This window comes from Vibrio frigidus (genome assembly GCF_042465995.1).
Lineage (GTDB): Bacteria > Pseudomonadota > Gammaproteobacteria > Enterobacterales > Vibrionaceae > Vibrio.
On record NZ_JBCDMC010000028.1, the window covers coordinates 1 to 4,526 of the forward strand.

2 protein-coding genes are annotated in these 4,526 nt (G+C 43.3%); both read right to left on the minus strand.

Annotated elements, in window-relative coordinates; all coding sequences use genetic code 11:
* Positions 1-1,089: 1,089 nt before the first annotated feature.
* Positions 1,090-2,457 (minus strand): phosphohexomutase domain-containing protein, encoded by a 1,368-nt coding sequence (locus AACW90_RS22810; protein ID WP_390239345.1) that lies wholly within the window; start codon positions 2,455-2,457, stop codon positions 1,090-1,092.
* A 367-nt stretch (positions 2,458-2,824) separates the two neighbouring features.
* Positions 2,825-3,976: a murein hydrolase activator EnvC family protein gene (locus AACW90_RS22815; protein ID WP_390239342.1), complete on the minus strand. Its 1,152-nt coding sequence runs from the start codon at positions 3,974-3,976 to the stop codon at positions 2,825-2,827.
* Positions 3,977-4,526: the final 550 nt, after the last annotated feature.

Consider the following 4,526-nt stretch of genomic DNA (forward strand, 5'->3'; position numbering starts at 1 on the left):
ACCACCAAGATTCCCGTTTTCACGGGAATGACGAAGTATTTAGCACTAACCGAACAGCATTACGTTGACTGGTTGCTTCAAGTCAGATATGCATTCCAACACGGAGTATTGGAACGAGGGTTTGAGGTATAAATATACGACCCAAAGAAAAACCAACGTCATCCTCATGAAACCAACGCCATCCCCATGAAATCTACGTCATCTCCACGAAATCTACGTCATCTCCACGAAAGTGGAGATCTAAACCACCAAGATTCCCGTTTTCACGGGAATGACGAAGTATTTAGTATTAACCGAACAGCATTACGTTGACTGGTTGCTGCAAGTCAGATATGCATTCCAACGCAGAGCATTGGAACGAGGGTTTGAGGCATAAATATACGACCCAAAGAAAAACCAACGTCATCCTCATGAAACCAACGCCATCCCCATGAAATCTACGTCATCTCCACGAAAGTGGAGATCTAAACCACCAAGATTCCCGTTTTCGCGGGAATGACGAAGTATTTAGCACTAACCGAACAGCATTACGTTGACTGGTTGCTTCAAGTCAGATATGCGTTCCAATACGGAGCATTGGAACGAGGGTTTGAGGCATAAATATACGACCCAAAGAAAAACCAACGCCATCCTCATGAAACCAACGCCATCCCCATGAAATCTACGTCATCTCCACGAAATCTACGTCATCTCCACGAAATCTACGTCATCTCCACGAAAGTGGAGATCTAAACCACCAAGATTCCCGTTTTCACGGGAATGACGAAGTATTTAGCACTAACCGAATAGCATTACGTTGACTGGTTGCTTCAAGTCAGATATGCATTCCAACACGGAGCATTGGAACGAGGGTTTGAGGTATAAATATACGACCCAAAGAAAAACCAACGTCATCCTCATGAAACCAACGCCATCCCCATGAAACCAACGCCATCCCCATGAAACCAACGCCATCCCCATGAAATCTACGTCATCTCCACGAAAGTGGAGATCTAAACCACCAAGATTCCCGTTTTCAAGGGAATGACGAAGTATTTAGTACTAACCGAACAGCATTACGTTTGCGCGGGAATAAAGCCCGTCAGAAACTTACTCTGCTCTTAACATTGCCAAGAGCGCTTTGGTTTTTCTTTCCATCAATGCCACATCACCTCTGGATTCAACGTTCAATCGAACCACGGGTTCTGTGTTTGAAGTGCGCAGGTTAAATCGCCACTCTTTATATTCAAAATTCAATCCATCGGTTTCGTCAACCAAAAGAGCGCTTGGTTCATAAGCCTCTCTTACCCTCTGTATCGCCGTCATTGGATCGGTAATACGAGAATTGATTTCGCCAGAAACAGGGAAAGACTGAATACGTTCGTTCAATGTCTCGGATAGTGTTTTATTGTTAACACAGAGTAACTCTGCCACAAGCAGCCATGGGATCATGCCGCTATCGCAATAGGCAAAGTCGCGGAAATAATGGTGTGCGCTCATTTCGCCACCATATACAGCGTCTTCTTCTCGCATTCTTTCTTTTATAAATGCGTGTCCAGATTTAGACATGACGAGTGTCCCGCCTTCTGATTCAGCGATCTCTGCGGTATTCCAATAAACACGAGGGTCGTGGATTATTTTAGCATTGGGTGTTTTCTTCAAAAATGCTTCCGCTAGCATGCCAACGATGTAGTAACCTTCTACAAAATGGCCTTTTTCGTCGAATAAGAAGCAGCGATCGAAATCACCGTCCCAAGCGATACCTAAATCCGCACCATGTTTTTTCACTGCTGCGGCTGTATCTTCACGGTTTTCCTGTAATATTGGGTTAGGGATACCATTTGGAAAGGTACCATCTGCTTCGTGGTGTACCTTAATAAACTGAACCGGAATATTTAGGCTTTTGAATTGCGCTTCTATCGCATCGACTACATGACCTGCGGCACCATTACCCGAATTTACAACCAGCTTCATTGGGCGGAAATTTTCACGAGAGATATAGCTTAATAGATGTTCTACATAGTCAGATAGAACCGATGTTTGACTATAGCTACCACGCTGAGCGACATCGATAAACTCGCCGCTCTCGGCTAGAGCCTGAATGTCGTTGAGTCCACTATCCCCACTAATAGGTCTTGATTCCTCACGAACTAATTTCATGCCGTTATAATCAATCGGGTTGTGACTTGCTGTTACTTCTACACCACCATCTACTTTTAAAAAACTGGTCGCAAAATAAATTTCTTCCGTGCCTGTCATGCCAATGTCTATCACGTCCGTACCTGCATCTCGCAGGCCGTTAGCAATAGCCAGTTTCAAGGCCTCTGATGTAAGCCTGACATCGCCACCCACAACAACGGTCTTGGGTTTGAGTAGCTGACCAAAGGCACGGCCGATTCTATAGGCGATGTCTTCATTCAACTGCTCTCCTAACTTGCCTCTTATATCGTAAGCTTTGAAGCAAGAAAGGTTATCAATTTTATTCATTTCTCTGGTCTCATCTCGTCAATATTAATTTGTTGTCAGGCTTGAAATACTTCTTTCTAAGACGCTGGTGGTCGTTCATGAAGGCCCTGCGAAGGAGGTTAAGTCTAAACGGACTCCCGTCACTCTCGTGAAAACAGAGTGCTGTTCGGTTAAGGTTTTTTAAATCTGCCATCCCGACGAAAATTGACCTTTTTCACGAAAACCGACGTCATCCCCATGAAAATGGGGATCTAATATCTCCAAGATTCCCGTTTTTACGGGAATGACGAAGTATTTAGCACTGACAGAACAGCATTGCGTGAAAACGGAAATCTTCTACTCTCGTATTCCATTTATTTGTTGTCAGTCGTTGCCGTTATCAACGAAGCAACCAGCTTTTCGGGTTCTGGGTTTTGCTATTTCTGCGGATCTCAAAGTATAAAGAGGCTTGTGGTTGCCCGCCGGTATCTCCAGCGAGTGCGATGGTTTCACCAGCCTTAATTTTATCGCCCTCTATCTTGAGTAGCGTTTGATTGTAGCCATAAAGTGTCATATCACCTTTGCCGTGATCCAGCAGTACAACTAAGCCATAGCCTCGCAAATACTCTGCAAATACGACGGTACCAGAATAGACTGCTTTTACGGGTTGTTCGTATTTGGCATCTATTACTAAGCCTTTCCAGTTAACCTGGCCGCTCTGTTTTGTGCCATAGCTGTGTAGTACTCGGCCTTTAAGTGGCCACGGTAGCTTGCCTTTCTGTCTTGCAAGCCCATCCATTGGAACGGTGTTACGTTTTGCGGCTTTCGCGATCTCAGATTTTAAGCGCGTTTCGTTTCTTTGTAACTCCGCTAGGTAATTTTTGTCATTTGAAATGTTGCCTTTTATCTTACCAACGGTTTTTTTACGCTGATTTTGCGAAGAGGCGAGCGCATCTCTTTTCTTGGTTTTTTGTGCCAGTAGCGCTTCAATTTGTTTTTGTTCTTGCACTAGCTGCGTATTTTTTTCATCTAACTTTTTTCTGGTGGCATCGAGCGCTGTAATGGTTTTTGATCTCGCTTTGGCGAGGTGTTGAAAATATTGGCTTATTCTATCTTGCTCATCACTTTTTCCCTGATTTAACATTGCGCCTACATCGTTATTTCTCTTGGTGATGTAGTAGGTTTTAATCAGTTCTTCTAATGTGTTTTGTTGTTCTTGTTTTTTCTGTTCTAGTTCGGTTTTTTGCTGTTTAAACTGGTCAAGGTTTTGATTGGATTTTTTTAGCTGGTTTTGCGTTTCTTTAATGTCGCTTCCCAGAGAGGAAATAGATAATTCTTGCTTTTTCAAGGCTTTTTGCAGCTTGTTTAACTCTTTTTGTTGAGAGGTAACGGCATTTTTTTGGCGAGAAATTTCACTTTTTACGCCAGTTAGTTCGTCTTGACTTGCGTAGCTTGAAGGTGCGAATGCCATGCTGCTTAAGCACAATAGGTAACAGGCTCTGCTGAGCCAAATTAATCGATTGGATTTGATGCTATATAAATGTTGAGTCATTCGAAGATTATCATCTTGAAAAGAAAGCATTAGTAAGGGGTAGTATACTTCAAATAGTTAGAAGGGGAAGAGGGTGAATATTGATCTCTTACTCAACTTGAAGCTTGAAACTAAAGGCTGCAGGGTGAGCGGATGATGTGGGACAAAGAATGGTGTATTCATCATTCCACACTCGTAACACTACCGATACTCGTCATTCCCGTGGAGACGGGAATCTTCTCTCACCAGATCTCTTCCTTCGATGAATGCTGTTCGGTTAAGGTTATTTAAACTTGTCATCCCAACGATAACTGACCTGTTTCCACGAAAACCGACGTCATCCCCATGAAAATCGACGTCATCCCCATGAAAATGGGGATCTTTTTACCGAGACTTACCATTTTTCCTTCCTTCTCTTGTAATTTCGGCGGGAATGGAAGTATTACTGTACTACCGACCTCATAGGTAACACTTTAAACCGGTCACATAGGTAACACTTATGTTGGCCGGATTACTCGACCAACTACTTCATCTACGATCCCTAATTTTAGAGTTCCAAAATGCAGCAACC

Bases quoted from the DNA above. Each gene is read 5' to 3' on its own strand.
- AACW90_RS22815 (WP_390239342.1), bottom strand. From the start codon at position 3,976: ATGACTCAACATTTATATAGCATCAAATCCAATCGATTAATTTGGCTC.